The following is a 22,023-nucleotide window of genomic DNA, read 5'->3' as shown; positions in this document are numbered from 1 at the left end:
CAGGGGTGAGAGCGGGACGGACGACCTCTCAGTCCGGACCACTTGCAGATGCGTACGAGAGGCAGAAGAACCCGATATGAGTGGACGCCATCGCAAGCCAACCTCCACCGGGCGCACCGTAGCCAAGGTCGCCGTCACCGGCGCGATCATCGGCACCGCTGGTGTGGCTCTCGCTGGAAACGCCAGCGCGGCACCCGACCAGGATTGGGATCGCCTCGCACAGTGCGAGGCCGGAGGCAACTGGGGCATCAACACCGGCAACGGTTTCCAGGGCGGACTGCAGTTCTCCCCCTCCACCTGGAAGGCGCACGGCGGCGGCGAATACGCCGCGACCGCCAACCAGGCCACCCGCGAACAGCAGATCGCGGTCGCCGAGAAGGTGCTCGCCAGCCAGGGCTGGGGCGCTTGGCCCTCCTGCTCGTCCTCGCTCGGCCTGAGCAGCGGCTCCACCCCGCGCACCGCGCCCTCGTCCACCGAGACCCCGCGCTGGAACCCCGCCCCCGCCGCTCCCGAGCAGGCCGTCGCCGACCAAAGCCAGCAGGTGTTCGACGCGATCGACCGCGCTGTCGCCGTGGTCCAGGGCCAGGGTGTGCAGATCCCGCAGGAAGCCCTCGATTTCTTCAACGCCGCCAAGGGCACTCAGCTCGACCCGGCAGTCGTGAACTTCTACGAGGCGAACAAGAGCCTGCTGCCCTCCTGAGGCGTCACGCCGCAGTCTTGACTTGCGGGCCCCAGCGCGTCCCTCCGGGGTCGCGCTCCGGGCTCGTAACTACGCTGCTGCGTGCAATTCGTGGGCCTCGCGGGTGTACCTCCAGGATTACGCTCCCCTCTGGTGCCCGTCGCTCACGCCACAGCGTTCGAGTCGCGGGCTTCGCGGGTCCCTCCAGGGCTACGCTCCGCTACCACCTCCGGACCCGTCGCTACGCCGCCGCGTTCGATTCGAAGGCCTCGCGGGTGTACCTCCAGGATTACGCTCCGCTCTGGTGCCCGTCGCTCACGCCACAGCGTTCGAGTCGCGCGGGTCCCTCCAGGACCACGCTCCGCTACCACCTGAGGCCCCGTCGCTCACGCCACAGCGTTCGACTCGCGGGTCTCGCAGGTCCCTCCGGGGCTACCCTCCGCTACCGCCTCGGGCCCGTCGCTCACGCCACAGATCCTACGAAGAAGGTCCCCACATCCAATGCGATGCGGGGACCTTCTTCGTATCCGCGGGTTTTCCGTCCGGTCGCCGAGCGATTCGCCGCTCAGCGGTTGATCACCGTATTCGGGTGCATGTAGGGCAGCTGGTCGGCCGGGACCGGAAACTCGGTGTCCTCACCGAACGGCGAGAGCCCACCGGAACGAGTCGACGACAGTTCGGTGACCGCGTGGCCGCCGTCGTCGAGCGAGGGCCAGCCATTGTCGACATAGGGTTTCTTCGATTTGTTCACCACGACCACATTGTGGCATGCGAGCGACCCGCCAGCACCCCGCCCTCCGCTGCTGGCCACGCCCGGCGGCAGATAAACGACATCCACTAGGCTGGCAGAATCGACAATATTCGGATTGCGACGCAACGACTGATCTCGAGAGCACATGGGTAACTCGTCGGGGACGCCCAAAACCGGACCGGGCACACGACAGCCAGCCCGCGACGGCAGTCACGCGGCACTCGCGACCGGCAAAAGGCCCGGAAAGACGCCCGCGACGGAATCCCTGGCCGAGTGGCTCGCGGCCCGCAGCGATGCGCAGCTGGTGGCCCTGCTCGAACTCCGGCCCGATCTGGCCGTGCCACTGCCCTCCTCCATGGCGGTGCTCGCGGCCCGCGCCGAGCAGCGCGCATCGGTCCTGCGTGCCACCGATGACCTGGACACACTCGAGTTCGCGATCGTGGAAACCCTTGCGGTGCATCGGGCGACGGGCTCCGGCGGCACGCCGATGAGTCGCAAGGCATTGCGCGTGCAGTTGAAAGATCGGGTGAAGGTCGCGGCCATCGATGCCGCGCTGGCCCGCCTGTCCGATCGTGCGCTGGTCTGGAGCGACGGCGACGACCTCCATCTGATTCCGGCCACCGCCGAGGCGCTGCCCTGGCCGATCGGCAGCACCACCGAAATTCCTGATGCGTTGACCGAGCCCGAGGTGGTCGCGGCCCTCGCGGCCGTATCCCCCGCCGAACGCGCGCTGCTGGACAAGCTGGCCACCACCGGACCGCGTGGACGCACCAGGGACGCCGCACCGGGCACACCGGCCGACCGCCCCATTCAGCAACTGCTCGGCCGCCGATTACTGCACTGGATCGACGAGGAGACGGTCGAACTGCCGGTCACCGTCGGTCAGGTGCTGCGCCGGGAGCCGGTGACCCATCCGCACGCGCTGAAACCGCCGGAGCCGACGCCGACCGAGCACGCGCCCACCGAAGTGAATGCGGTCGCGGCGGGTGAAGTGGGCGAGCTCCTACGGCACTGTGCCGACATTCTGGAGGCGCTCGGCCAGGCGCCCGCGCCCGCATTGCGCGCGGGTGGGCTCGGGGTGCGGGAGTTGCGCCGCGTCGCCAAGCAGACCGGTATCGACGAACCTCGCGCTGGACTGCTCGTCGAACTGCTCGCCGCGGCCAAACTCATCGAGAAGGGTATGCCGGACCCGCCACCGGAATTCGACTCCACCGACGACTTCTGGGCGCCAACACCGGCCGCCGACGGCTGGCGGGACGCGCCGCCCGCGCGCCGCTGGGTGGCGCTGGCACAGGCCTGGCTCGACCTGGATCGCATGCCATGGATGATCGGCATGCGCGATGCCAATGACAAACCGCTGGCGGCGCTGTCGATCGAACTGCGCACCCCACACGCACCGCGAGACCGGCGCGCCATCTTGAATCTGCTCGCCGAATATCCGACCGGCACCGCCTTCGGCCCCACCGATATCGGCCGACTACTCGCCTGGCGGCAACCACGATGGCGCAGACACTTTCGTGTCGAGGCGGTCGAGCACACCTTGGACGAGGCCGCGACGCTCGGTTTCATCGGACGCGGTGCGCTCGCCTCACCGGGGCGAGCACTGCTGCACGATTCGCCGACCAGCGCCGCCGATGCCGAGTCCGAGATGGAATCGGCGCTACCCGAACCGATCGATCATGTGCTGGTCCAGGCGGATCTGACGGTCATCGCACCGGGTCCGCTCACCCCGGAGCTACAGAGCCGGGTGGCACTCATGGCCGATATCGAATCCGCCGGTGCGGCAACGGTTTATCGGATCAGCGACACATCGGTGCGGCGTGCGTTGGATGCCGGGATGACCGCGGCCGAACTGCATACGCTGTTCACCACACATTCCCGCACGCCGATCCCACAGTCGCTCACCTATCTGATCGATGATGTGGCGCGCAGACACGGCCAGCTGCGGGCCGGTATGGCGCAGTCGTTCGTCCGCAGTGATGATCCGGCACTGCTCGCACAGGTGCTGAGCTCGCCGGTGGCGAGCGAACTCGCGCTGCGGGCCATCGCACCCACCGTCGCCATCGCCCAGGCTCCGCTCGGCGAATTGCTGGAACGGTTGCGCGCGGCCGGATTCGCCCCGGCCGGTGAGGATTCCGCGGGCACTATTGTCGATCTGCGCCCGCGCGGCGCCCGGATCGCGGTGCGCCCGCATGCCAGGCAGCCGTACCGCCCGACGCCGCCGAGTACCGAACAGCTGACACTGCTTGTCGCGGAACTGCGCGCGGGTGAGCGGGCCGCCAGCGCCCGCAATGGCCAGGCGGTGCGCCCCGACGGCACCAGAACCAGTACCGCCGCAACCCTGGCGCTGCTGCAATTGGCGGCGCGGGTGCGGCGGTCGGTCAATATCGGTTATGTCGACGCCCAGGGCGTCGCGTCACAGCGCGTGGTCGAGCCGCTCAAGGTCGGCAACGGCCAGCTCGACGCACTGGACCCGGTGACCGGCACGATCCGGCATTTCACCTTGCACCGGATCGCGTCGGTCGCCCTACTCGAGTAATCAGCCCTTGGCCGGGCCGAGGCAGTAGGTGACCTTGGGGTCCGGGACGGTCACGAAGCTGGTCGCATCGGTGCCACACTGCAATTCGTCGGCTTGGCCGTCGATGCGCTGCATCACCTTGAAGGTGGCTTCGGAGGAGGAGCAGTCCACGTACTTGTACGGGTTGGTGCCGACATCGGCGTAGCAGCTGCCCTGCTTGAAGTTCGGCGCGAGGCACATGTAGGCCTGGCCACCACTGACCAGGTCCTCGGTGTAGGTGGTGTATTCGGCCGCGCAGTCGATCTTCTTGTCCGCGGTCTGGAATACCTTGTAAACCGCCTTCGGCGACGAGCAGTCGACCGGCTCGGACTTGGTGGCCGATGACGAACTGTCGGTGACGTTGATGCAATCACCGACCTTCGCCTTGGCGGTGTCGGACTTGCTTGCATTGTCGAGCGCCGAACAACCGGTCACCACGGCCACCAATGCGCCCACCGCCAGGAGGGCGAGCACGATGCGTGCCAGCAGCCTCATTCCTGGGAACTTCAACGTGAAACCCTCTCTCACCGAACGTGTTCACAGCAGTTGTGAACGCGGTGAGAATACCGTTCCGGTCGCCCGAACCGCATCAGCAGTTCGGACGACCGACCAACAGCAGGCGCCGGCTCAGTACTGCCCGTACAGCCCAGTCAGCCCCAGCAGCGCGAGACCGACTAATTTCGGGATCAGGGTAGTGATGACCGTGAGTCCTAAACTGTTCACTAGCAATGCCTTTCGCATTTCGAACACATGGACTTTTGTCCAGTATGTGCACTCTGTCGCTTCCGGGGACTCGGTCGTTACGCTTGGCAAGTATGAAGCTCGAAGAGGTCACCGTCGACTTGTACGGACTAGACCCTGGTGAGTTCATCGCCGCCAGGGCGGCACGTGCGGCCGAGGCCAAAGATGCGGGCGATAAAGAACTCGCGGCCGCCATCGGCAAACTACGCAAGCCAACGGTCGCCGCCTGGACGGTGAACCTGCTGGCCCGCGCGGTGCCCGATGATGTCGATGCGCTACTACAACTCGGCTCCGCGCTCCGGACGGCGCAGCGCGAACTGTCCGGCGAACAGTTGCGCACACTGACTGCCCAGCGGCAGCAGATCGTCAATGCCCTTGCCAAGCGAGCGGGCGCATTGGCCGCCGATCACGGACATCCGGTCACCGAGGGGGTGCTGCGCGAGGTGGGGCAGACGCTCACGGCGGCCTTGGCCGACGACGCGGTCGCCGAGCAGGTTCGCGGCGGCACACTTGTGACGTCGGCGAGTTATGAGGGCTTCGGTCCGAGTGGTGCCACGCTCACATCGGTAAGCGGAACTGCCACAACGCAATCCGCCGAGCCCACCGCCGAGGACAATGCGCGACAGGAACTCGATGACGCACTCGAGTCCCTCGAAACCGCCAGCGCGGCAAGGGATTCAGCACACGCCGAAGCCGAGGACGCGGCAAATCGGTTGGCCGAGAGTGAATCCCGCATCGAGGCACTGCGCGAAAAGCTTGCACACGCCGAACAGCAGAAGCAGTTCGCCCGCACCGCCGAGCGCGGTGCGCAGGAACAATTACGTGCGGCCCAGAAACAACTCGACCGGGCCGAGCGCCGGGTGGAACGAGCCCGCGAACGCGTCGACTGAACGTCAGCCGCGCAGGGCACCGGGATAGAGGTACTCGTCCGAGGGAATTGTGGTGCGGTTCAACCAGGCGTCGAAGAAGGCGGTCAGATCGGTCAGGGATTTCGACTGCATGAAGGTGCGAAACTCCGGCATCGAGGCGTTGCCGTGGGCGTGTACCACATTGAATTCCAGGACGGCCGCGAAGAAGACGTCGTCGCCGAGTTGTTTGCGCAGTGCGTGCAGGAACAGTGGGCCGCGATAGTAGACGGAGGTGAATTCATTTCCGACGCCCGGGTTTTCCAGCGATATATCCCAGAACTTTGGGTCGGCACGGTATTTCCGAATGGTCTCTCGGTAGGCCGCGTCGACGTCCTTACCCTCTTTTCGCTCCGGCCACAAATAGTCGGCGGTGTAGCTGGCGAAGCATTCGTTGAGGCAGATATCGGACCATTGCCGCACCGATACCGAATCGCCCCACCATTGGTGCGCGATTTCGTGTACCGCGGTCGGCAGGTCGGTCCACGGTGCGTAGATCGGACGGGTCTGGGTCTCCAGCGAGAACTCCAGATCCGCATCGACGTAGATACCACCCGCGGTGTCGAACGGATAGGGACCGTACAGCCCCTCCTCGAAGTCGATGATTTCGGGTAGACGCTGCTCGGTTTCCCTATTGCGCTCCGCATTCGGGGCGAAGGCGCTGATCAGCGGTGTGCCGTTGGCGCGGCGCTGGTCGAGGTAGCTGTAGTGATCGATCGCGACGGTGGTCAGATAGCCGAGCACCGGTTGGTACGTCTCCCACGTGACATCGCGCTTTACACCGACAACCGCATTCTCGGTCCGCACACCGTTGGAAACCACCTCCCATTCCGCGGGAACCGACGCGTGCAGGGTAAAGGTGGCCTTGTCCAGCGGGGTGTCGTTGAGCGGGTACCAGGTGGTGGCCGAATGCGGTTCACCTGCGACGAAGGCACCGCCGCTCGGCGCATAGGTCCAGCCCCCGCCTTCGGTGTTCCTGGCCTGCCCGGCGTAGTCGACGGTCACGGTGAACGGCAGGCCAGGCAGCAGCGGCAGCAGCGGGGTCACGGTCAATTCGTGCTCGACGTTGCGATCGAAGGCGGCGGGCAGGTTGTTCACCGACACCATGCGCACATCCGGGCCGTCGAAGTCCAGATTGAACATCCGCAGTGGCTGGGTGGCGGTCGCGTCGACCTTGGTCGTACCGGTGAGCTGATGGCTCGGCGGGTCGTAGTCGATGCTGACCTCGTAGTGGCCGACGTCGTAGCCGCCATTGCCGTCCAGCGGGTAGTACGGATCGCCGAGCCCCGGCGCGCCGACGAGTGGATCGGCGTTCGCCGGTACCGGGGCGGCGACCAGCGCCGCGACCACCGCCGCACACAACCAGCCGGACCACCTCATATGACCACCACCCCTTTCGCGGCCCCACCCGACCTCGGTGGATGGTAGTCGCTTCAGTCGGCGCTACCGCTGAGCGCCACCGACGCGCCGAGACCGAAGATCATCGCACCGCCCGCACCGCCGACCGCCTCCAGTCGTTGCGGCGAGCGCGCGAACCAAGCGCGTGCCGATGCCGCGAGCAGGCCCCATGCGCTATCGGAGATCAAGGCGATCGCCAGGAAGATGGTGCCGAGGATCAGGAATTGCAGCTGCAGCGAACCCGCCGACGGTTCGGCGAAATGCGGCAGCACCGCCGAGAAGAAGACGATCGCCTTGGGGTTTGTCAGCCCGACGAAGACGCTCTGCCGAAACACCTTGGCATCGGCGGGGTCGACCTGCGCGTTCAGCGCCGATCGCAACGCCTTGCGCTCGCGGATCGCCTGGATCCCCAGATACATCAGGTACAGCGCACCGGCGAACTTCACCACGGTGAGCGCGAGCGCCGAGGCCGCGAGCAGGGTACCGAGGCCCACCGAGACCAGCAGTAGCGCGATGAAAACACCCGCGGAGTGACCGAATACCGAGACCAGAGCGGCGCGGCGGCCGAGTGCGAGGGCCCGGCCGATGGTGAACAGCACCCCCGGTCCGGGGATGACGATAATGACAATCGATGCGGCGATGAAAGCCAGCAGGTTGGACGCCGGAACCATTTACCGAGTCTATTCGGCGGCGCAAGGGAATTCGGCTGATCAGGTACCCAGGTCACCAGGGAGCTGGTGCGGATCGAGCAGCAGCCGTTTGGCGGAGGTGCGCCGCACCTTGTCGGCGAGTTCCAGATTGTCGGTGAGCAACCGCCATTCGACCTCGCTGATGGCCGCGCGTGCCCGATCGATGACGGTGCCGTCACGGGTGCCCCAGGCGATCGGCATGGCGCTGACCGACTGCCAGCGCTCGCCGACCTGACGCGGCGCCCGATCGGTGCGCACCGCGACCGACGGCACCCGCTCACCCGCGCGCTTCTCATGTCCGGGCAGATCCCTGACCTTCCTGATCACCAGGGCATAGCGCGGATCATGGGTCTCCGGTTTCGAGACATCGACCAGCGCGAGCAGCACCACCCCGCTCGGATGCGTTTCGGAGACCACCGCGGGCACCAGCTCACCGTCGGCATAGAGCTTGTCGATGCTGGAGCGGTGCGGCGTCCAGAACGCCACCCACAGCGCGACCACCGCGCCGAGTGCGAATGCGATCGCCAGCAGATAGGCCCACGGATGGTTGAGCCAAATCAGATATGCGGTGCCGGTCGCGGCGATGACCGCGGCCGCGACTGCCATGATGCGCAGTCGACGTAGGTCGGCGAAGACTTCGTTGACCGCATGGGCGTGCTGCCGGTCCACCGCGAATTCGAAGCGTCGCACGTCTTTATTCCTAGCACACGTATCGGAGGAAATTCCTCCGCTTATCCGATGGCCGGTCCCAGCAAGTCATCGGCATCCGTAATGCGATACGCGTAACCCTGTTCGGCCAGGAAACGCTGCCGGTGCGCGGCATATTCGGCGTCCAGGGTGTCACGTGCGACGACCGAATAGAAGTGAGCTTGGCCACCATCGTGTTTCGGCCGCAACAGCCGACCGAGCCGTTGCGCTTCTTCTTGCCGCGAACCGAATGTTCCCGAAACCTGGACAGCGACAGATGCTTCGGGCAAATCGATGGAAAAGTTCGCGACCTTGCTCACCACCAGCACCGGAATCTCACCGCGCCGAAAGGCGTCGAAAAGTTCCTCGCGCTCTTTGGTTTTCGTCGAACCTTGAATTACCGGAGCATTGAGATCGGCGCCGAGTTCATCGAGTTGATCCAGATACGCGCCGATCACCAACGTCTGCGCATCCTTGTGCTGAGCCAGAATCGATTCCACCACAGGGATCTTCGTGCGCGCGGTCGAGCAGAGCTTGTAGCGCTCTTCCGGCTCGGCAGTGGCATAGGCCATCCGCTCGGCATCGGTGAGGGTGACCCGGACCTCGATGCACTCGGCCGGGGCGATCCAACCCTGCGCCTCGATATCCTTCCACGGCGCGTCATAGCGCTTGGGTCCGATCAGTGAGAACACATCGCCCTCGCGGCCGTCTTCGCGCACCAGCGTCGCGGTGAGACCCAGCCTGCGCCGCGATTGCAGATCAGCGGTCATTCGGAAGACCGGTGCGGGCAGCAGGTGTACCTCGTCGTAGATGACCAGGCCCCAGTCGCGGCTGTCGAAGAGTTCGAGATGTTTGTACTCGCCCTTGGTGCGGCGGGTGATCACCTGATAGGTGGCGATGGTGACCGGACGGATCTCCTTGCGCTCACCGGAGTACTCACCGATTTCGTCCTCGGTCAACGAGGTTCGCGCGAGCAGCTCACGCCGCCACTGCCGTCCAGCCACCGTATTGGTGACCAGGATCAAGGTCGTAGCCTGCGCCTTGGCCATCGCGGCCGCACCGACCATGGTCTTGCCAGCACCACACGGCAGCACCACGACACCCGAACCACCGGCCCAGAACGAATCGGCGGCCATCTCCTGGTAATCGCGCAGATGCCACCGACCGCCGGTGAAATCCAACTCGATCGCATGCGCTTCGCCGTCGACGTAGCCCGCCAGATCCTCGGCGGGCCAGCCGATCTTCAGCAGCATCTGTTTGATCCGTCCGCGCTCGGACGGATGCACGACGACAGTGTCCTCATCCACCCGGGCGCCGAGCATCGGGGCGATCTTCTTGTGCCGCAGCACTTCCTCGAGCACCGCGCGATCCAGACTCACCAGCGTCAAGCCGTGCGCCGGATTCTTGACCAACTGCAACCGGCCGTAGCGGGCCATGGTGTCCACAATGTCGACCAGCAGCGGTTGCGGCACCGCATACCGCGAGTAGCTGACCAAGGCATCCACCACCTGCTCGGCGTCATGCCCCGCCGCTCGCGCATTCCACAGCGCCAATGGCGTCACCCGATAGGTGTGCACATGCTCCGGTGCCCGCTCCAATTCCGCGAACGGCGCGATGGCCTGCCGCGCCACCCCGGCCAACTCGTGGTCGACCTCCAACAGCAGCGTCTTGTCACTCTGAACGATCAGCGGACCTTCGGTCACAGCTCCGCCTCGCTAGTGCTCGACTCCGCTGCGACCGAAGGTGCTGTGCCTATGGTTCCCACGCTGCGCTCGGTCACGATCTCTCCTCGTATACGGCGTCCGGCTGCATCCGATCGCTCGGGCGACTCCGGCCTATTCTCCCCGACACCACCGACATCCCACCGGATGCGGCATCGATCCTGCCCCCGCTGACGGACACAACTCCCATCGGCCTCGCACATACAGCGTCCGAGCAGCCTGTTTTGTTCCGGGACGGCACGCGGCGACCGCCCATGTCGTCCGAATCGCGCTGGATCAGCGGTGGCGCCAGTCCACCGGCGCTCAACTGGCCCGAGACGAACGCACAGCGTATGCCCGAGTATCGAGAGCATGATCGAAACTGCGGCGATTCTGGGAGTGGCGGCGGCCGCGTTGGGGATGGTGCTCACGCCGGGACCGAACATGATGTATCTGGCATCACGCAGCGTTTCGCAGGGGCGGCGAGCCGGATTGGTATCGCTCGGCGGCGTCGCGGCCGGATTCGGAGTCTATTTGGCGGCGGCCACGGCGGGGATTACGGCGGTGTTCGCCATCGTGCCCGGCCTGTATCTGGCGGTGAAGTTGGCGGGTGCCGGATACCTGCTGTGGCTGGCCTGGCAGGCGGTGCGGCCCGGTGGGACCTCGGTATTCGCACCAGCCGAGCTTTCTGCGGATCCGACGCGGCGACTGTTCACTATGGGGTTGGTCACCAATCTGCTGAATCCGAAGATCGCGATCATGTACATGGCGTTGATTCCGCAGTTCGTGGCGCCCGAGCACGGCCGGGTGTGGTTGCAGAGCCTGTGCCTCGGGGCGGTGCAGATCGCGGTGGCATTGACGGTGAACGGGCTGATCGTGTTCGGGGCGGGCGGGATCGCCGCCTTCCTGACCGGTCGGCCGCTGTGGTTGCGGATCCAGCGCTATTTCATGGGCACGATACTCGGCGGGATCGCGGTTCTGGTCGCGACCGACCGTGCGCGGCCGATGCCTGCCTGAACGCCGGCGCGGCGCGGCATATGTGATCGTGTGCGCATGGCGCATTTCGATTCCGCGGTGAATACCGCCCAGCACGTCGGGGAGCTGTTCGGCGTTTTCGCCTTCGCGACCTCGGGGGCGCTGCTCGCGGTGCGGCGCGGATTCGACATCTTCGGGATCGTGGTGCTGGCCTGCAGTACGGCGCTGGGCGGCGGTGTCATTCGGGACCTGGTGATCGGGCGGACGCCACCCGCGTCGTTCGTCGATCTCAGTTACCTGTGGACCGCACTGCTCGCGGCCGCGGTCATCTTCTTCTGGCATCCGACGCCACGCGTGACCGGCGGTCCGCTCGGCGTGGCCGATGCGTTCGGGCTCGGGCTGTTCTGTGTCACCGGCACGGTGATCGCCTACAACCACGGTCTCGGCGCGCCATCGGCCACACTGCTCGGATTGGTCACCGCGATCGGCGGCGGAGTAATCCGCGACCTGCTCGTCGGGCAGACCCCGAGTGTGCTGATACCCGAGCAGATCTACGCGGTACCAGCACTTTTCGGTGCGGCAACAACCGCAACGCTATTGCATTTCAATGCCTACAACCCGATCACCGGCGCCTGCGCCGCGCTCGGCGCCATCGCATTTCGCCTGCTCGCGATGCGCTACGACTGGCATGCCCCACAAGCGCGACGTCGCCCGCAGGACCGGGCCTAGCCCACGCGAACACCGGCCCGGAGTCGGCGCACGCCCTCGTCGAGGGTTTCGTCGCGTTTGCAGAATGTGAAGCGCACCAGGTGATTCCACTGCTCGACATGGTCGGCGAAGGCGATGAGCGGCACCGCCGCGACACCTAGCCGAGCCGGTAGTTCCCGGCAGAAGGCCAACCCGTCGGTTGCGCCGAGCGGTGTGATATCCGCGCAGATGAAATAGCCACCCGCGCTCTGTTTGACTCCGAAGCCGGTGTCCTTCAGGGCGGCGGCGAGACGAAGCCGCTTGTCCGACAGCGTATCTCGCAGTGCGGCGACCCAGTCGAGTTCATTGTTCAGCGCGTGCGCGACGGCGGGTTGGAACGGCCCGCCCGCGACGAAGGTCAGGAACTGTTTGGCCGCGAGTACGCCATCGATGAGTTCGGCAGGTCCGAGCGCCCAGCCGGTCTTCCAGCCGGTGACGCTGAAAGTCTTTGCCGCGCTGGACACCACGACGGTGCGCTCGGCCATACCCGGCAGGGTGGCGAGGCTGATGTGCTCGTTTCCGTCGTAGACGAGGTGCTCGTATACCTCATCGGTGAGCACCAATAGGTCATGCTCGCAAGCGATTTCGGCGATGGCGGTCAGATCTGCGCGATCGAGTACGGTGCCGGTCGGATTGTGCGGTGAATTGATGATCAGCATCCGGGTCTCGGATGTGATGGCGGCGCGCAGACTGTCCAGATCGAGTACGAAGCGGTCACCGTCGGCGACGAGGTTGGCGGTGCGCCGTCGCGCTCCGGCCAAGGCCACCGCGGCCGCATAGGAGTCGTAATACGGCTCGATCAGCACGACCTCTCGACCGGGCTCGACCAGACCGAGCACAGCAGCACTGATCGCCTCGGTCGCGCCTACGGTGACCAGCACCTGGGTGTCCGGGTCGTACTGGGTGCCATAGCGGCGAGCCCGGTCGGCGGCGATGGCCCGTCGCAGGATCGGCATACCGCGGCCGGGCGGGTACTGGTTCAGCCCGTCGGCAATGGCCTGACGCGCGATCTCGAGCATGCCCGCGGGGCCGTCGGTATCCGGAAAGCCCTGGCCCAGGTTGATCGCCTCGTGACGCACGGCCAATTCGGTCATCTCCGCGAAGATGGTGGAGGCGAAGGGGCGCAGGCGGGCGACGGTCGCGGGTTGCGAGGACATATCCGGAGAGTAGCCCAGCGATCGCCATTGTTGCCATCCGATAGCGAAAGGCTATATTTCACTATTGAATTGGGCGTTCTACCTGCATATTTGTGCGTCTCCCGAACGACGGCTAGCCTCGCCGTGTTCTACCTCACAAACCGCCGACCTGCGGCGGTATCTCGAAAGGGGCGCTTTATGGCCTCGTATCTGGACCTGGTCTTGCAACCGGCCGCGTCGGAGGTCGCCGGAACGGTACTGGGTTTCCTGCGAAATGTCGCACACGATCTGATCGTCGGCTTCGGTTCCTCCACCGGCGATTGGTTCAACGGCTCATCGACCGGCAATAGCGGCACCGGATCGTCGACCGGGGACTGGTTCCTCGGCTCGTCCACGCCGTGATCCGATGGCGGTGTCAGGCCAAGCGATGAGGGCTCGGCCCGACACCGCCTCAACCCAGACGGACGTGGGACAGTTTTTCTGGATTCGCGAGATCGTAGGTACCACAGACCAATCCGTCGCGAACCGCGAATCCGATCACCCGGGGCGGCCCCTCGAGCCGCCCGTAACCCGGGCCGACCCGATAGACGACCAAACCCAATTGCCCATTGACCGTGGCGAATTCGAATTCCAGTGTCGGCTCCGAAGAGCCGTCCATACCGTACTTGCGGATCAGGCCGAGGAAGAAACGAGCGACCTTGTCCGCGCCGGCGATGACATTGATCGCGGTGGATGTGGTGCCGTTCGCATCTCCGATCATCACCGAATCCGGGTGCAGCGCTGCGGTTATCGCGGCGATATCACCGGCGGACAGCGCGTCGACGAACTTGCGCACCGCTGCCGCGTGCTCCACATCCGGGACCGGCGGCGGGGCCTGTGCGACCGATTTCCGAGCCCGCACGGCCAGTTGACGCGCTGCCTCCACCGAAATGCCCAGGATTTCGGCGATCTCGTCGAATGGCACCGAAAGCCCGTCGTGCAGCACGAATGCCACCCGCTGCGGCGGGGTCAGGCTCTCCAACACCACCATGGCCGCAAGACTGCATTCCTGTTTACGGACCACCGCCTCTAGCGGATCCGGCATGGTCGACGGCGTGATAGCTGTCACGACCGGCTCCGGAAGCCACTGCCCCACATAGGTTTCCCGGCGCACCGCGGCACTGCGCAAGCGGTCCAGGCAGATTCGGCTGACCACGGTGGTCAGCCAGCCACGCATATCCTCGATCTCGGATTGATGCGTACCGGCGAGCCGCAGCCAACTCTCCTGCACCGCGTCCTCGGCGTCGCCGGCACTGCCCGTCAGCCGGTAGGCGACCGAGAGCAAATGCGCCCGATGCGATTCGAACAAGTCGGCGAGAAGAGCGGCAACCATTGAGCTGATTCTACGTTCCGCGCTGATGGGCCCGACGAGCCGGTCATGACACGATGCTCATATGGAGGATCATCCGCTATCGGACACAACCATCTGGTTGTCGCGGCCGACCGAGGCCGATATCGACGATATCGTCGCATGCTGCCAGGAACCCAGCATTGCCGAGTGGGTGACGATTCCGGTGCCGTATCACCGGAAAAATGCCGAATCCTTCCTCGACGATATGGTCGCGCCGGGCTGGGCCACCCGCAGTCCGATCTGGGCGCTGCGCACACGCGCCGACGGTCCGGTCGTCGGCATGATCGATCTCAACGCACGCGACCAATCGGCATCGGAGATCGGGTTCTGGTTGGCCTCCGCGGAACGCGGACGGGGGCTGATGTCGCGTGCGGTCGCTCTGGTGTGCGAATTCGGTTTCCAGCCAGCAGGATTGGGGCTGAGCCGGATCAGCTGGCGCGCCTTCGTCGGCAATTTTTCCTCGGCCGCGGTAGTCCGCCGCAACGGTTTTCGCTACGAGGGCATGGCCCGACTCGGCTTCATGCAGCGCGGCAGCCGCCGCGATACCTGGCTGGCCGGACGACTGGCGACGGACCCGCCCAGCCCATCCTCGGATTGGCCGCCCGAGATATTCGGCATCGCGTAGCTGATGCGATAACGGTGGCGGTCGGGCAGGTGGGCCGAACCGCCGACCGGCGCGGCGAAACAGTCGTAGATTGCGTATATGGCGGCCGATGCCCGATTCGACTGGATCGCCGAAACCATGCGCCTGCGGCCCGACGACCGGATCCTGGAGATCGGTCCCGGCTCCAGCGACTCGATCGCGTACCTGGCCGCACGGCTGGACGGCGGTCGAATCGTCGGCGTGGACCGTTCCCCGACGGCCATCGCCCGCGCGCGGAAACGCCACGCCGCACTGATCAAATGCGGCAAGGTCCAGCTGTTGCAGGCTGGGCTGGAACAGCTCGACCGGGCCCGGGTGCTGGCGGAAATCGGACCGGCCCGCGGCTTCGACAAGGTTGTCGCCGTCAACGTGAATCTGTTCTGGACTAAACGCCCCACGGCCGAACTGGCCCTGATCCGGCAGGTCCTCGCGCCCGACGGCACGCTGTATCTGTTCTACGGATACGGACAACCGGACGGGCCTGCCAGCGCCGGTCCCAAACCCGCACCCGGACATCTCATCGATTATCTGGCCACCGCGGGCTTCGACGGTGCCACCGTCTGCTCCGGCGATATCCTCGGCGTCGTCGCGAAACCGCGCCGAAATCCATAGCCGCGCCCCGGCTTTCACCGGGGCGACAGGCTCGGATATCAGCGATCACGGCGCCGCCGCACCGCGTCGGCGAGGCGATCGAGTTGGGCGGCGGTGGTCTCCCAATCGATGCAGGCGTCGGTGATGGACTGACCGTAGGTCAGCGCGTCGGCGTGCCCGAGGGTCAGATCCTGGCGGCCCGCGACGAGGAAGCTCTCCAGCATCATCCCGACCACACCCTGCTCACCGGCGGCCAGCCGGTCCGCGATATCGGTGACCACATCGACCTGCTTGTTGTGATCCTTATTGCTGTTGCCGTGGCTGGCGTCCACCACGATCCGCCGCGGCAGCGATGCCTTCTCCAACCGGATGCAGGCCTCGCGGACCGAGGCGGCATCGTAGTTCGGGCCGGTGCTGCCGCCGCGCAGGATCACATGGCAATCCGGATTTCCGGTGGTGCGGATCAGCGCCGAGCGGCCGTCCAGATCGGTGCCGGGGAATACGTGGCTGGCCGCGGCGGCCCGCACACCGTCGACGGCCACCTGCACATCGCCGTCGGTGCCGTTCTTGATGCCGACCGGCATGGACAGTGCACTGCTGAGCTGGCGGTGCACCTGGCTGGCCGCGGTGCGGGCGCCAATGGCGCCGTAGGAGACCAGATCCGCGATGTACTGCGGGGTGATCGGGTCGAGGAATTCACAGGCCACCGGCAGACCGAGGGCGGTGATATCCACCAGCACCTTGCGGCCGATGCCGAGGCCGGTGTTGACGTCGAAGGAGCCGTCCAGGTGCGGATCATTGATCAGGCCCTTCCAGCCCAGGGTGGTGCGCGGTTTCTCGAAGTACACCCGCATCACGACATGCAGCCGATCGTCTAGTTCGGCCGCCTTGGCGGCTAGGCGACGGGCGTAATCCAGTGCGGCGACCGGATCGTGGACCGAACACGGCCCGACGATCACCATCAGGCGATCGTCGGCACCATTGAGCACGTCGACGGTGGCTTTACGGCCGGCTCGAACGACGTCGGCCAGTGCGTCGGTGATCTGGTGCACCTGGCGCACCTCGGCAGGTGAGCGCAATGGGCTCACGCTGAGGGTGCGTTGGTCGTCCAGATCGGAATGCCGCGCGTCGATGTCGGCTGCGGTAGTCATCGTTTGTGGGTTCCTTTTCTTCAAGGCCGACCCACGGACGTGAAACCCGTCGAGCCGGTCCATCATCCGGCTCGGGGTGGAAATGAGGTCAGCGCAAAAGGTTGCCGCAGACCGACCCACCCAGGGCCGGCTTGCTAAACCAGAAATAGACGCGCTGCACGACGGTGACTGTACCAGGGACTATCTCGGTCAGCCCAGCTGACCGGGGACATAGCCACCGGCCGGGGTGCGGGCGATCACATTCATCCGATTCCACGCGTTGATCGTGGCGATGGCCGCGATGAGTGCGGCGGTCTGATCGTCGTCGTAGTGCTTGCGCACCTGCTCCCAGGTTTCGTCGCTGACGCCGCGGCCGTCACCGATACGGGTGGCCTCTTCGGTGAGGGCGAGGGCGGCCCGCTCGGCCTCGGTGAAGACGGTGGCCTCGTGCCAAGCGGCGACCAGGTTGATTCGCACGGCGGTCTCGCCCGCGTGCGCGGCGTCTTTGGTGTGCATATCGACGCACATGCCGCAGCCGTTGATCTGGCTGGCGCGGATCTTGACCAGCTCGTAGGTGGCGGCGGGCAGAGAGGATCCGTCCACGACCTTGCCCGCGGTGATGAGGCGCTTGACGTAGCTGCCGGCGACGGGGTTGGCGTAGAGGTTGAAGCGCTGTTCCATGATCTGTGCCTTCCATTCGGTTGGTTCACAGAGAGGACGACGCGGCCCGCAGCAGTGTGACAATCGCGAATGTGACCTGCATCACGGACTGGCACATCAGACGGCCTCGGCCTTGGTTACTCGACTGGTCGAGCAGAGGTCTAACCGAGTTGACCTGCGGTGCAACGGATTCGGCTACTGGCCGAAGGTGTAGGTGACGCCGGTCAGCTTCTCCGACAGTTCCCACAGGTCGCGCGCGACCTGCTCGTCCTTGGATGCCGCGGTGGAACGGGAGAGGCCAGGATAGCCGCGCATACCGCCCCATCCGACCGGACCGTAGAATGCGCCCGGCTCGACCTGCTCGGTCGCGGCGTAGATCTCCGGCAGCGCACCCATTTCGGCGCTCTGGGCGAGCAGCCGGTTGCCCAGCGCCATGACCGTATCCAGGATGGATTCGGTATGCGACTGCAGTTCCGTTGCGGCATAACCGGGATGCGCGGCCACCGAAATCTTCGACGAACCCGCCGCGGTGAGCCTGCGCTGCAGCTCATAGGCGAACATCAGGTTGGCCAACTTCGCCTGACCGTAGGCGGACCAGCGCTGATACTTACGGTGCTCCCAGTTCAGATCGTCCAGATCGATCTTGCCGAACCGGTGCGCATCGCTCGAGACCGTGACCACCCGGTCCGAAATCTTTTCCAGCAGCAGCCCGGTCAGCGCGAAGTGACCGAGATGATTTGTGCCGATCTGCATTTCGAAGCCATCGACGGTCCGCCGCTGCGGCACCGCCATCACACCCGCGTTATTGATCAGTACATCGACCCGTTCGACCGCATCGGCGAACGCACGCACCGAGGCCAGGTCGGCGAGATCGAGTTCGCGCACCTCGGTCCGCGCACCGATCTCCCCTGCCACTTTCTCGCCCTTGGCCACATTCCGACAGGCCAGGACCACCTGCGCACCCGCACCGGCCAGCGCACGCACCGCCGCCGCCCCCAGCCCGCTGTTCGCGCCGGTGACGATGATGGTGCGGCCACTCTGATCGGGAATGTCCGAGGTATCCCAATGGCTCATGCTCGCCAAGTCTAGTGCGCGTGGCTCAGGCTTGGGCGAGGATCTCCTCGTCGGTCATGGCCAGCACCTCCAGGTACAACTCGGCGACGGCATCGAGGCGGTCAGGTGTGCCGCGGCCGGTCTCGCGCTCGACCAGCCGCCCCGCCAACCCAGCCACCGTCCGGCCGACGAGCAAGTCGGCGACCAGCGCGTGATCGACCTCCAGCCATTCGCGAATCCTGGCGACGGCCGTGGTGGCCAGCACCGAGTCCCCGCCCGCGCCGAAGAAGTCGTCGTGCACGCCGATGCGATCGGCACCGAGCACTTCGGCGACGATGGTGGCCAGCGCGGCCTCCAGCGGCGTGCGCGGGCGCGCGTCCACCGCTTCGGCCGCATCGGGCTCCAGTAGCGCAACCACCGCGCGGCGATCCAGTTTGCCGTTATCGGTCAACGGCATCTGCTCGAGGATCGCGATGCGAGTGGGAATCATATAGCCGGGCAAAAGATCTCGTACCGCAGCGACAATCTCCTCGACGGAGCCGATCTCGCCCGAGACCGCCGCGACCAGCTTCGGCGCACCCTTGCCGACCACGGCGGCGACCGCGTGCCGCACACCCGGTGCGGTGCGCAGTCCGCTTTCCACCTCGCCCAATTCCACCCGGTAGCCGCGAATCTGGACCTGCTGGTCGGCGCGACCGAGGAATTCGATGGTGCCGTCGGGCCAGTAGCGTGCCATGTCACCGGTGCGGTACCAGCGCAGATCCTCGTGGACGACGAACCGTTGCGCAGTGCGCTCCGGATCGTTGCGATAACCGGCCGCCACATTCGCACCGCCCACCCAGAATTCGCCCGACACCCAGTCCGGGCAGTCGCGGCCCGCCGAATTCACCACGCGGCAGCGCACATTGCGCAGCGGCACGCCGAACGGGACAGTGGCCCAATGCTCGGGCGGGTCGGCGACCTCGCAAATGGTGTTGTGGATGGAGGTTTCGGTGGCACCGCCCAAACCGGAGAATCGGCAGCCGGGCACCTGCCGAGCCAGCCGCCGCGCCAGGTCGGCATTCACCCAGTCGCCGCCCAAAGTGATCGCGCGCAGTGCATCGCCCAGGTTGTCACCGCCGATCTCCAGAATCATATCGAGCATGCTCGGCACGCAGTTCAGGATCGAAACCCGGTAGTGGGTCAGCAATTCCACCCAGCTGGTGGCCTCCTCGCGCTGCGCTGCCGACAGCGCGACCACCGAGCCGCCGACGGCGAACATGCCGAACATGTCGTAGACGGAAGCATCGAATTCCAGCGCGGATAGTCCGAGCACCCGGTCAGCCGGACCGACCTCGAACCACTCGTTCACCGCGTCGATGGTGTTCATCGCACCACGGTGCGGCACGTCGACCCCCTTGGGCACACCGGTAGAACCGGAGGTGAACAGCACATAGGCGATCGACTCCGGATCCGGAATCACCGGCGCGGCCGGCGGATTCGGATGCGAACACGCCGCCGACAGCGGCAGACAGGCGATATCCGGACGGCCCATATCTGCGCCGTCGACAGTCAGCGCGGCGACCACCTCACCGGTGCGCAGGATCTCCGCGCGTCGCCCGACCGGCTGATCGAAACCGATGGGCACATAGGTCGCACCCGCCGCGAGCACACCGAGTACGGCGAGGATCTGATCCGGTCCCTTCGGCAGCTGCACAGCGACGGTTTCGCCAGCCCGCACCCCGGTCGCGCGCAGCGCGCCCGCGACCGAAAGCGCTTGTGCGGCGAGTTCGCCATAGCTCCAGCCGCCATCCACGCCGTCGCGACGCCACAGCACCGCGGGTGCGTCGGGCGCACTGCGGGCATGGTCGAAAAAGCCCTGATGCAGCGCCCGTCCGGAGACTGGGCCGTCGGTCGCGTTCACGGCGGCGCGCACGGCGGCCTGGGCGACCGGCAGTTGTGGGGCTGCCTCCGCGCTCCAGCCAGCCTCGCCGGCACCGAGCCTGCCGATGGCCTCGGTGTAGCTGGTGAACATCGCCTCGATCATGCCCGCGGGGAACGCGGATTCGCGCACGTCCCAGTTGAGCAGCAGCCCGCCGCGCACCTCGGTGACCTGCGCGTCCAATAGCACCTGCGGGCCCTGCGAGATGATCCAGACCGGTTCGCCGAAGGTCTCGGTAACCGAGGTGGCGAACAGCTCGCCCAGATTGAGCGCGCTGGTGTAGACAATCGGTGCGAGCACCGGTTCGCCCCGGTGTCTCCCCAGATCGCGCAGCACCTCGAGCCCGGAATACGCGGTGTGCGCGCCGCTTTCGTGCATCGCACGTTGCAGTGCCTTGGCCCGCTCGGTGACCGTCACGTTCTCGGTGACATCCACCTCCAGCATGATCGAGGAGGTGAAATCGCCGATCACCCGGTCGATATCCGGATGCACCGGTTCCCGCTGGAACAGCGGCACATTCAGCAGGAACCGGCTCCGCGCCGACCAGCCGCCGATGGTCTCGGCGAATACCGCGGCCAGTGCCATGGCCGGTGTTATGCCGCGGGCATGCGCGGCCGCGAGCAGCCGCTGCTTGGCTTGCGGCTCCAACCAGTAGTTGTAGCGCACGGTGCGATGCGGCTCGGCACGTTCGCTGACCGGAATGGTCGGCAGTTCCGGTGCACCGGGCAGCTCCGGCAGCCGATCGCGCCACCACTGCTTATCGCGTTCCCTGGCAACGGAATCCACTGCGCGCTCGGTACGATATCGCCGATAGCTGTAACCCTGTGGCGGCACCGCGGCGCCGAGGTAGAGCTCAGCGAGGTCGGCGACGAGCACGCGGTAGCTCATCGCGTCACCCGCGATCATGTCGACATCGAGATGCAGCCGGGTACGACCGTCAGCGAGCAGGCTCAGCGTCACATCGAGCACCTGGCCGTCCTCGATGGCCAGCCGCTGATGAGTCTTGCTTTCGCGCAACCGCGCCAGCTCGGCGTCGGCCTCGGCATGCGTGCGCAGGTCGACGACCGAGAACACCGGCCGGCCGGGCGTGCGGATGGTCTGCTGAGTGCCGTCGGGGAGGAACTCGGTGCGCAGCATCGGATGCACCTCGACCAGATCCGTCACCGCTCGCGCCAAGCGTTCGGGATCAACCTCGGCACCGTCGAATTCGACATACAGGTGCGCGGCGACACCACCGAGATCCTGCTCTTCGGAGCGACCGATCCAATAAGCGTGCTGCATCGAACCCAACGGGAACGGCGCGAATTCGTCCTCGGTATCACTGCTTTCGGCAGGTTCGGGTGCAACCGCCACGACCGATTCCTCGATACCGAGCAACCGCGCCCACTGCGCGATCGATGGCGCCGCCGCCAGCTGCGCGAAGTTGATCTCCAACCCGCGCTTGCGCCAGCCACCCGCCAATTTCATGGTGCGAATGGAGTCCAGCCCGAGCTGGATCAGGTCATCGCCATCGCCGATCGTCTCGGCCGCTACGTCGAGCTGTTTCGCGATGGCCCCGCGAATTTCGTCCCGGCTGATTCCCGCCCCGTCCCCCGGTCGCTGTGCTGGCTCCATCTGGCGCTGTCACTCCTTGGTCGCCGCCGCATCCGGCGGATCGAGACTGCTCGGCG

General features: G+C 66.0%; 20 protein-coding genes. 8 read left to right on the top strand and 12 right to left on the bottom strand.

The annotated features are described in order from the left end of the window. The first annotated feature begins 76 nt into the window (after window positions 1-76). Window positions 77-700, top strand: coding sequence for a resuscitation-promoting factor Rpf1 domain-containing protein (locus ACQP2U_RS03250; protein WP_397030310.1), 624 nt, complete (start codon window positions 77-79; stop codon window positions 698-700). Between the two features lie 544 nt (window positions 701-1,244). Here ACQP2U_RS03250 and ACQP2U_RS03245 read toward each other — a convergent pair. Next, entirely contained in the window at window positions 1,245-1,433 is a 189-nt protein-coding gene (locus tag ACQP2U_RS03245) for a hypothetical protein (RefSeq protein WP_397030311.1), read from the bottom strand. A 142-nt stretch (window positions 1,434-1,575) separates the two neighbouring features. On the opposite strand from ACQP2U_RS03245, the gene ACQP2U_RS03240 reads away from it, so the two are divergent. Further along, window positions 1,576-3,969: a helicase-associated domain-containing protein gene (locus tag ACQP2U_RS03240; protein WP_433713316.1), complete on the top strand. Its 2,394-nt coding sequence runs from the start codon at window positions 1,576-1,578 to the stop codon at window positions 3,967-3,969. On the opposite strand, the gene ACQP2U_RS03235 is transcribed toward ACQP2U_RS03240, so the two are convergent. Continuing rightward, complete coding sequence (locus tag ACQP2U_RS03235; RefSeq protein ID WP_397030315.1) at window positions 3,970-4,482, bottom strand: LppU/SCO3897 family protein; 513 nt, start codon at window positions 4,480-4,482, stop codon at window positions 3,970-3,972. 320 nt (window positions 4,483-4,802) lie between these two features. On the opposite strand from ACQP2U_RS03235, the gene ACQP2U_RS03230 reads away from it, so the two are divergent. Further along, complete coding sequence (locus ACQP2U_RS03230; protein WP_433713315.1) at window positions 4,803-5,618, top strand: hypothetical protein; 816 nt, start codon at window positions 4,803-4,805, stop codon at window positions 5,616-5,618. A 3-nt stretch (window positions 5,619-5,621) separates the two neighbouring features. On the opposite strand, the gene ACQP2U_RS03225 is transcribed toward ACQP2U_RS03230, so the two are convergent. Genes ACQP2U_RS03225 through ACQP2U_RS03210 form a run of 4 tightly spaced genes read right to left on the bottom strand, consistent with a single transcriptional unit; the run spans window position 5,622 to window position 10,110 of the window. After that, complete coding sequence (locus ACQP2U_RS03225) at window positions 5,622-7,013, bottom strand: M1 family metallopeptidase (protein WP_433713314.1); 1,392 nt, start codon at window positions 7,011-7,013, stop codon at window positions 5,622-5,624. Window positions 7,014-7,066: 53 nt separating this feature from the next. After that, the gene (locus ACQP2U_RS03220) at window positions 7,067-7,702 is read right to left on the bottom strand and encodes a LysE family translocator (RefSeq protein WP_433713313.1); all 636 of its coding nucleotides are present in this window, start codon (window positions 7,700-7,702) and stop codon (window positions 7,067-7,069) included. A gap of 39 nt (window positions 7,703-7,741) precedes the next feature. Continuing rightward, on the bottom strand, window positions 7,742-8,410 hold the full coding sequence (locus ACQP2U_RS03215) for a DUF3239 domain-containing protein (protein ID WP_433713312.1): 669 nt from the start codon (window positions 8,408-8,410) through the stop codon (window positions 7,742-7,744). 41 nt (window positions 8,411-8,451) lie between these two features. Further along, entirely contained in the window at window positions 8,452-10,110 is a 1,659-nt protein-coding gene (locus ACQP2U_RS03210; RefSeq protein WP_397030325.1) for a DNA repair helicase XPB, read from the bottom strand. 369 nt (window positions 10,111-10,479) lie between these two features. On the opposite strand from ACQP2U_RS03210, the gene ACQP2U_RS03205 reads away from it, so the two are divergent. Together ACQP2U_RS03205 and ACQP2U_RS03200 are read left to right on the top strand one after the other, a co-directional pair. Beyond that, complete coding sequence (locus tag ACQP2U_RS03205; RefSeq protein ID WP_433713311.1) at window positions 10,480-11,124, top strand: LysE family translocator; 645 nt, start codon at window positions 10,480-10,482, stop codon at window positions 11,122-11,124. Between the two features lie 36 nt (window positions 11,125-11,160). Further along, window positions 11,161-11,811 (top strand): trimeric intracellular cation channel family protein, encoded by a 651-nt coding sequence (locus tag ACQP2U_RS03200; protein WP_433713310.1) that lies wholly within the window; start codon window positions 11,161-11,163, stop codon window positions 11,809-11,811. Here the strand turns inward: ACQP2U_RS03200 and ACQP2U_RS03195 are convergent. Continuing rightward, on the bottom strand, window positions 11,808-12,986 hold the full coding sequence (locus ACQP2U_RS03195; RefSeq protein WP_433713308.1) for a pyridoxal phosphate-dependent aminotransferase: 1,179 nt from the start codon (window positions 12,984-12,986) through the stop codon (window positions 11,808-11,810). The genes ACQP2U_RS03200 and ACQP2U_RS03195 overlap by 4 nt on opposite strands. Window positions 12,987-13,163: 177 nt before the next feature. Between ACQP2U_RS03195 and ACQP2U_RS03190 the strand changes: the two genes are divergently transcribed. Beyond that, entirely contained in the window at window positions 13,164-13,367 is a 204-nt protein-coding gene (locus ACQP2U_RS03190) for a hypothetical protein (protein WP_357476388.1), read from the top strand. Between the two features lie 49 nt (window positions 13,368-13,416). Here the strand turns inward: ACQP2U_RS03190 and ACQP2U_RS03185 are convergent, their stop codons facing one another. Beyond that, on the bottom strand, window positions 13,417-14,337 hold the full coding sequence (locus ACQP2U_RS03185) for a sigma-70 family RNA polymerase sigma factor (protein WP_397030333.1): 921 nt from the start codon (window positions 14,335-14,337) through the stop codon (window positions 13,417-13,419). A 61-nt stretch (window positions 14,338-14,398) separates the two neighbouring features. Between ACQP2U_RS03185 and ACQP2U_RS03180 the strand changes: the two genes are divergently transcribed. Next, window positions 14,399-14,980: a GNAT family N-acetyltransferase gene (locus tag ACQP2U_RS03180; protein WP_433713307.1), complete on the top strand. Its 582-nt coding sequence runs from the start codon at window positions 14,399-14,401 to the stop codon at window positions 14,978-14,980. Window positions 14,981-15,058: 78 nt separating this feature from the next. Further along, on the top strand, window positions 15,059-15,610 hold the full coding sequence (locus ACQP2U_RS03175; protein ID WP_433713305.1) for a class I SAM-dependent methyltransferase: 552 nt from the start codon (window positions 15,059-15,061) through the stop codon (window positions 15,608-15,610). Between the two features lie 38 nt (window positions 15,611-15,648). On the opposite strand, the gene ACQP2U_RS03170 is transcribed toward ACQP2U_RS03175, so the two are convergent. The 4 genes from ACQP2U_RS03170 to ACQP2U_RS03155 all read right to left on the bottom strand — a co-directional run bounded on the left by ACQP2U_RS03170 (window position 15,649) and on the right by ACQP2U_RS03155 (window position 21,967). After that, window positions 15,649-16,740, bottom strand: coding sequence for a 3-deoxy-7-phosphoheptulonate synthase (locus ACQP2U_RS03170; RefSeq protein WP_433713303.1), 1,092 nt, complete (start codon window positions 16,738-16,740; stop codon window positions 15,649-15,651). 189 nt (window positions 16,741-16,929) lie between these two features. After that, window positions 16,930-17,400, bottom strand: a complete 471-nt coding sequence (locus ACQP2U_RS03165; RefSeq protein WP_397030342.1) for a carboxymuconolactone decarboxylase family protein — start codon at window positions 17,398-17,400, stop codon at window positions 16,930-16,932. Between the two features lie 174 nt (window positions 17,401-17,574). Next, the gene (locus ACQP2U_RS03160; RefSeq protein WP_433713302.1) at window positions 17,575-18,453 is read right to left on the bottom strand and encodes an oxidoreductase; all 879 of its coding nucleotides are present in this window, start codon (window positions 18,451-18,453) and stop codon (window positions 17,575-17,577) included. A 25-nt stretch (window positions 18,454-18,478) separates the two neighbouring features. Then, window positions 18,479-21,967 (bottom strand): amino acid adenylation domain-containing protein, encoded by a 3,489-nt coding sequence (locus tag ACQP2U_RS03155; protein ID WP_433713301.1) that lies wholly within the window; start codon window positions 21,965-21,967, stop codon window positions 18,479-18,481. Between the last annotated feature and the right edge of the window lie 56 nt (window positions 21,968-22,023).

This window comes from Nocardia sp. CA-084685 (assembly GCF_050955785.1).
Taxonomy (GTDB): domain Bacteria; phylum Actinomycetota; class Actinomycetes; order Mycobacteriales; family Mycobacteriaceae; genus Nocardia.
The sequence above is the reverse complement of the archived record's forward strand: the minus strand, read 5'-3'. Positions and strand labels throughout refer to the sequence as shown.

Excerpts from the sequence above, each read along its gene's own strand:
- ACQP2U_RS03250 (WP_397030310.1), top strand. The coding sequence starts at position 77 with ATGAGTGGACGCCATCGCAAGCCAACCTCCACCGGGCGCACCGTAGCC.
- ACQP2U_RS03240 (WP_433713316.1), top strand. The coding sequence starts at position 1,576 with ATGGGTAACTCGTCGGGGACGCCCAAAACCGGACCGGGCACACGACAG.
- ACQP2U_RS03235 (WP_397030315.1), bottom strand. The coding sequence starts at position 4,482 with ATGAGGCTGCTGGCACGCATCGTGCTCGCCCTCCTGGCGGTGGGCGCA.
- ACQP2U_RS03230 (WP_433713315.1), top strand. The coding sequence starts at position 4,803 with ATGAAGCTCGAAGAGGTCACCGTCGACTTGTACGGACTAGACCCTGGT.
- ACQP2U_RS03225 (WP_433713314.1), bottom strand. The coding sequence starts at position 7,013 with ATGAGGTGGTCCGGCTGGTTGTGTGCGGCGGTGGTCGCGGCGCTGGTC.
- ACQP2U_RS03220 (WP_433713313.1), bottom strand. The coding sequence starts at position 7,702 with ATGGTTCCGGCGTCCAACCTGCTGGCTTTCATCGCCGCATCGATTGTC.
- ACQP2U_RS03205 (WP_433713311.1), top strand. The coding sequence starts at position 10,480 with ATGATCGAAACTGCGGCGATTCTGGGAGTGGCGGCGGCCGCGTTGGGG.
- ACQP2U_RS03200 (WP_433713310.1), top strand. The coding sequence starts at position 11,161 with ATGGCGCATTTCGATTCCGCGGTGAATACCGCCCAGCACGTCGGGGAG.
- ACQP2U_RS03195 (WP_433713308.1), bottom strand. The coding sequence starts at position 12,986 with ATGTCCTCGCAACCCGCGACCGTCGCCCGCCTGCGCCCCTTCGCCTCC.
- ACQP2U_RS03190 (WP_357476388.1), top strand. The coding sequence starts at position 13,164 with ATGGCCTCGTATCTGGACCTGGTCTTGCAACCGGCCGCGTCGGAGGTC.
- ACQP2U_RS03185 (WP_397030333.1), bottom strand. The coding sequence starts at position 14,337 with ATGGTTGCCGCTCTTCTCGCCGACTTGTTCGAATCGCATCGGGCGCAT.
- ACQP2U_RS03180 (WP_433713307.1), top strand. The coding sequence starts at position 14,399 with ATGGAGGATCATCCGCTATCGGACACAACCATCTGGTTGTCGCGGCCG.
- ACQP2U_RS03175 (WP_433713305.1), top strand. The coding sequence starts at position 15,059 with ATGGCGGCCGATGCCCGATTCGACTGGATCGCCGAAACCATGCGCCTG.
- ACQP2U_RS03170 (WP_433713303.1), bottom strand. The coding sequence starts at position 16,740 with ATGACTACCGCAGCCGACATCGACGCGCGGCATTCCGATCTGGACGAC.
- ACQP2U_RS03165 (WP_397030342.1), bottom strand. The coding sequence starts at position 17,400 with ATGGAACAGCGCTTCAACCTCTACGCCAACCCCGTCGCCGGCAGCTAC.
- ACQP2U_RS03160 (WP_433713302.1), bottom strand. The coding sequence starts at position 18,453 with ATGAGCCATTGGGATACCTCGGACATTCCCGATCAGAGTGGCCGCACC.
- ACQP2U_RS03155 (WP_433713301.1), bottom strand. The coding sequence starts at position 21,967 with ATGGAGCCAGCACAGCGACCGGGGGACGGGGCGGGAATCAGCCGGGAC.